The organism is Micromonospora sp. 4G55, assembly GCF_016803375.1.
Genome location: NZ_JAEVHN010000384.1, coordinates 1 through 5,970, shown reverse-complemented (window position 1 = coordinate 5,970; position 5,970 = coordinate 1). Strand labels below are relative to the sequence as shown.

Annotated in this window: 2 protein-coding genes and 1 pseudogene; 2 read left to right on the top strand and 1 reads right to left on the bottom strand. The window is 74.2% G+C overall.

The annotated features are described in order from the left end of the window. A partial coding sequence (locus JNW89_RS25110; RefSeq protein ID WP_238450767.1) for a hypothetical protein occupies positions 1-1,021 on the bottom strand: 1,021 nt, incomplete at its 3' end. Here JNW89_RS25110 and JNW89_RS39010 point away from each other — a divergent pair. Together JNW89_RS39010 and JNW89_RS25105 are read left to right on the top strand one after the other, a co-directional pair. Then, positions 920-1,135: pseudogene (locus JNW89_RS39010) on the top strand (hypothetical protein); the annotation flags it as partial. The gene JNW89_RS25110 and the pseudogene JNW89_RS39010 overlap by 102 nt on opposite strands. A 1,010-nt stretch (positions 1,136-2,145) precedes the next feature. Beyond that, positions 2,146-5,970, top strand: a 3,825-nt coding sequence (locus tag JNW89_RS25105; RefSeq protein ID WP_238450766.1) for a DUF6603 domain-containing protein, incomplete at its 3' end; no start/stop codon positions are given.

Sequence of the window (5,970 nt, the reverse complement as noted above, 5' to 3'; positions counted from 1 at the left end):
CCTGCCCGGCGACTGGCCGGTGCTGCTGCCCGGCCGCCCCGACGACGATCTCGCCGCGCTGCTGCGCGACCCGGTGCCCGCGCTGCGCAACCAGCTGCGACAGCTCACCGTCGGCGTCTCCAGCGACGGGACCCCGTTCGCGGTGCCCGCGCTGCGCTGGCTGACCGCCGTGCTGGGCGGCGCCGACACCCTCGACCCCGCAGTCCTGCCGCCCCTGCCAGCCGGTTGGGGAACCGAGGAGCACCCGTGGCGGCTGGTGCTGCCCGCCGACAACCGCGTCGACCTGCTCCTGTGGACCTCGGAAACGGGCCCGGGACCGGGATGGGTCGACGCTTACGCCCGCGACCTCCTCGACGCGGAAACCGGCACCGCGCTCCTCGAGCGGCTGCGGGTCACCGCCGAAGCGCTGCCCGCCCCGTCCGCGGCGTTGCACGGGCGCGAACCGGAGACACTCGGCGACGCGGTGGACACCCTCGCCCGCTGGTGCGCCGACAGCGACGGCGTCGTACCGCACTGGTCCCAGGTCGCGGTCGGCCCGAGATGGCAGGTGGGGAAGACGCTGACCTGCGCCCACCAGGACCTGCCCGGCGACGCGAACGCCATCGCCCAGGTCCGTCACCAACTGGACGCCGCCGCGCCGGCCGACGACCGGTGCGTCCTGCTCGTGTCGGCACCGTTCGCCGACCACCGGTCCTGGCGCGCGCTGCTCGCCGAGATCGACCCGGAGCACGCCCCCGACGCGCACTTCCACCTGCGGATTCCCGGCGTCGACCCGATGACGGTCGACCTCGCCGAAACCAGGGCGGTCTCCCCGACGTACACAGTCGACCTCGCCGACCAGGGCGCCGACCCGTTGAGCCTGCAGGCACAGCTCGGCCGGGTCGTGGACCGCGCCCGCGCCCTCACCGGCCACCCGCGGGTGCACCTGGTCGCCCACTCCACCGCCGGAGTCACCGCCCGGGCGTTCGCCGCCGCCCACCCGCAGCTGATCGCCGGGGTCATCACCCTCGGCACCCCGCACGCCGGCAGCCCCCTCACCCCGCTGACCGACCCCCACCTGGCCGACGCGGTCCGCTTCGCCGCCACGCTCGCCCCCCGACAGCCGTACCGCTGTCCTGCGCGCGGTGACGTTCCTGGCCGGCGGGCCCGACCAGGCGGCCTTCGCCGGCCTACCGGGCGACCACACCGACGCCGACACGCCGGGCTTCGCCATCTGCGCCGTCGCCGGGCCGGAACTGGCACCCCACCTGGCCGCGCAGGTCGCCCGCCAGGTGCACGACGCGGCCGGCGCGGCGACGGCACCACCGCGCACGCTGGCTCTGGGTCTGCTCGTGCGACCCACGGTGCCGGAGGTGGCCGCCCGGATCCGCGTTCCGCTGGCGGAGGTGCTGCTGGACCCGACGGCGCCACCGATGCCTCGCAGACGCCGGCTGCAGGCCGAGGCGTGGCTGAGCACACCCGACGGATGGCTGCTCCCCGACCGGGTCCGCGCCGCCCGCGTGGGCGCCACGATCAGCAGCGCCGGCGACGGGGGCCGCACCGTCACCCCGATCGCCGACCTGCACGACGCGCAGCTGCGCGGCCCGATCGAGCCGCTCGTGACGTTCAGCACCGCATTGCAGCGACTCGGCGACCGCACCGCGCCGCTACCGCTCGGCGCCGTACCCGGGCTCGTGGTGAACGCCCTGCGCACCGCGGGACTGGTTCCGCCCGGCGCGGACGTGCTCGACCCCGGCGCCCTGCGGCGACTCGCCGCCGCGCCCGCGGCGTACCTCGCCGGGACGGCCACCGCCCTGGCCGATCTGCTCCTGTCGACGGTCGGCATGACCGGCCCCGCCAGCGGGCCGTGGCGCACTGCCCTGCCACAGTTCGGCACGGAACTGACGGTCAACGCGGAACCCTGGACGGCGACGTTGGCACCGCCCTCCCCGGCCGGTCACCTGCCGCCGGTGGAACTTGCCGGAACACTCTTCCTCCCGTCGGGCGTCACGGACGCCGACGCGACCGCCCGCTCCGGCGCCGTCGTCGCACGCTGGACGGCGGCGACCGGCCGGCTGACCGCGGAAATCCCGGGCTGGGTCGACCCGGTCGTGCTGCTGCCCACCGCCGCCACGCCGGCCGTGCCGCCCGGCGCCCCCCGCCGCGTTGGCCTACGCGGCGCTCGACGCGGTCGCGTCACTCGTGGCGGACGCGATGCTGCCCGAAGGGCGCAAGCTGCTGCCGCTTGGCCGGCTACTGGCGACGCCGGCCGCGTTCCTCACCGGCAGAGGCCTCCTCGCCGGGCCGGGCGGCGACGTGGACCCGACCCGGCTCAACGACCTGCTCGGCGCCGCCGGCGACCTGCTCGGCCTGGACACCACCCACGGCCTGGCGTTGCCCGGTGGCCTGACGGTCCACGCCGTGGCCGACCCGGTGCGACTGATGCTCACCGCCACCATCGCGATCGGCCCGGACGAACGCCTCGAGATCGGCGTCGGGATCGGGCTCACCGGCCCGGACGCCGGGGCCCCGACCGGGCAGCTGAGCCTGACCCGAGCGGTGCCGGGCGACTGGACGTCGGTGACCGTGACCGCGGGCGTGGACCGCCACGGATTGGCGCTGTCGATCACCCCTGCCGGCGCCACCGCGATCACGCTGCTGCCGCAGGTCGACGGCGTGGGCGCGCTGGCCGGGACGGCGACGCGCCTGCTACCGCAGGTGCTTCAGGCCATGGTGACCGCCGTCAAGGCCGACGGGTCGCCGGGACCGGTCTTCGACGCCGCGCTGGCCGTGGCCGCCGCCCTCGGCATCTACGGCGACGACGCGGACGGCTTCCTACGCGCAGACCGCACCGCCGAGCTGGCCAGAATGCTGCAACCGGGCTGGCTGGAGTCGCGGACCGCATCGGCGTCGGACGTCGCCACCCTGATCGTGGACCTGCTGCAGGCCATCGATCTGCCCTTCGACACGGTCGAGGATCTCGGCCCGGCCGTCCGCGCCACCGTCGGCCTCGCCGGCGGCAGCCTCGCCGTCACCGCCGGCTGGTCGAGCAGCGGATCACCGACCGTGCTGGTCGACCTCGCCGGGATCGAGCTCGGACCGGTACTGATCGAGCAGGCGAGCCTCGGCTACGACGGCGAACTGCACGCCCATCTGCGGACGGGACTGCGCCCACCGGCCCCGGTCGCGTTCCTGCGGCCCTCCCTCGACGTAGACCTGGACGTGGACGTCGTGCACGGACGGGCCCTGTTCGCGGCGCGGGTGCTTCCCTTCGGGACGGCGGAGGCCTCGCACGCGGCGATCACGCTCGCCCCCGTACCCGGCGTCGTCATGACCGAGGACGGCGCGTTCGCGCTGCTGCAACGCTGGGCCGTCCCGCTGGTCGCGACCACCGTGCTGGCCGCCTTCGCCGACGGTCTTGACGTCCCCTGGTGGGCGCACGGTCCCTCGGCGCTGTCGGTCCTCACCGCCGCCGGCATCGTGGTGACCGGGCCGGACGGTTCCGAGGTGGCCGCCGATCCGCCGCCGGTGTCCGAGATGGCGTTGCGGGGACTGGCCGCGCTCGCCGGCGGCCTGTCGGTGCGCCTCGCGGACCTGCATGTGGCGCTGGTCGCCGAGGGCGGACGCTACGGTGTCCGGCTCATTGGCCGCCAGCCCATCGACGCCGGCGACCTCCGCGTCAGCCTGCGTTTCGGCGACACCGACTGGCTCACCGACCACGACGCCGGCGTCACCCTGTGGCTGCTGGCCGACCCGCCGTCGGGGACCGTGCCGACGCTGCGTCCGGGGTTGCAGCTGACCGGCCTCGGCGTGGTCCTCTCCGGCCGGGACGCGCCACTGCTGGACACCAGCCTGCGCATCCGCGCGCTCGGTGTGTTCGCGTTCGCCACCGCGAACTTCGTCGATTCCCAGGGAACGCCGGCACTGTCCGTCACCGCAGTCGGGGCCGGCGCCCAGCTTGACGACGCCCACCTCGTGCTCTCCGCCGACGACGCCGACTCCTTCGTCGCCCAGCTGTTGCCGTCGGACGTGGAAGCGCCGCTCGACCTCGCCGTGTCCTGGCGCCAGCCGGAAGGGCTACGGCTGCACCGGGCCGCCGCGGCCGGCGGCCTGGAGCTGACCGTCCCGCTGGACGTACGGGCCGCAATCTTCCAACTCACCGAGATGTGGCTGCGCCTGGGCATCGACGCCGGCACGACGGCCGTGGCGGCCGCGGTCAGCGGCAGGGCCGATCTCGGCCCGCTGCACCTGACGGTCAAACGCGTCGGAATCGAGGCACGCTTCGGCGCCGGCGGGGCGGGGCTGGCGTTCCGTCCGCCGGACGGCGCCGGTCTGTCGCTCGACGCCGGGGTGGTGTCCGGCGGCGGCTACCTCGCCCACGACGACGCGCTGCACCAGTACTCGGGCGCGGTCCAACTGCAGTTCGCGGCGGTCAGCCTCAAGGCCGTCGGTATCATCACGACCCGGGCACCTGACGGCTCCCCCGGCTTCTCCCTGCTGATCATCATCGCGGCCGAATTCACCCCGATCCAGCTCGGCTTCGGCTTCACCCTGGTCGGAGTCGGCGGCCTGCTCGGGCTCAACCGCACCACCGATCTGCCGGTGCTGCGGGCCGGCGTGCGGGAGGGCACGCTCGGCTCGGTGCTGTTCCCCACCGACCTGGTCGCCAACGCCCCGAAGATCATCAGTGACCTCAACCGGGTCTTCCCGCAGGCACCCGGGCGGTTCCTGATCGGACCGATGGGCAAGCTGGCCTGGGGCAGCCCACCGATCATCACCGTCACCGTGGGCGTCATCCTCGACCTACCGGCGCCGGTGCGGCTCATCATCATGGGCCGGGTCCGGATGGTGCTGCCCGACGAACGCGACGCCGTCGTCGCCCTCAACCTCGACGTCCTCGGCACGGTCGACTTCGACCGCGGCGAACTGTCGTTCGACGCCTCATTGTTCGACTCCCGGGTCGCCGCGTTCGACATCACCGGCGACATGGCGTTGCGGGCCTCATGGGGGACCAACCCCATGTTCGCTCTCTCCGCCGGCGGCTTCCACCCCCGGTTCCGAGCCCCGGCCGGCTTCCCGGCACTGCGCCGGCTCACCATCAGCCTGGCCACCGGCGACAACCCCCGCATCCGGCTAGAGTCCTACCTCGCGCTGACCTCCAACACCGCCCAGTTCGGGGCCCGACTCGAGCTGTACGCGGAGGCGTCCGGGTTCAACATCCAGGGATGGCTGGGCTTCGACGCCCTGTTCCAGTTCGAACCGTTCGCCTTCGAAGTCGACATCACCGGCGGCGTCCAGCTCCGGCACGGACGTACGCTGCTGTTCGCCGTCACCGTCGAGCTGCACCTGTCCGGCCCACGGCCCTGGCACGCCCATGGCCTGGCCACCTTCCACGTGCTGTTCATCGACGTCTCGGTCGCCTTCGAGGTGACGTTCGGCCGGCCCGACCCGCCACCACTGCCCGAACCCGCCGACGTCGCCACCCTGCTGGAAACCGCTCTGGCCGACGTCCGCAGCTGGACGGCCCAACTACCGTCGAGCAGCGACACCCTGGTCACCCTGCGGGAGATCACTCCCGGCGCCCGGGAACTGCTCGCGCACCCGCTGGGCACCCTGGCGTTCACCCAGCGTGTGGTCCCGCTGGCCACCGTGATCGACCGCTTCGGCACCGCCCGGCCGAAGGACGACACCCGCTTCGACGTGACGGTGTCCGTCAACGCCCGGACCGCCACGGTCGAGGCGACGCTGCAGGAGCAGTTCGCGCCCGGGCAGTTCTTCGTCCTCACCGACGACGAACGGCTCAACCAGCCCTCGTTCCGGCGCATGCCGGCCGGTCAGCGGCTCGCCACCAGCACGGCCGGGCGCGACCGGTGGCAGGTCCGCGCGGCGCCCCTGGACTACGAGGAGAAGGTGTTGGACGAGCCCGACGGCCCACAGCTCACCGCCCGCACGGCCCGCCGCCCGCGGCTGCGCCGGCTCACCGGCGACGAG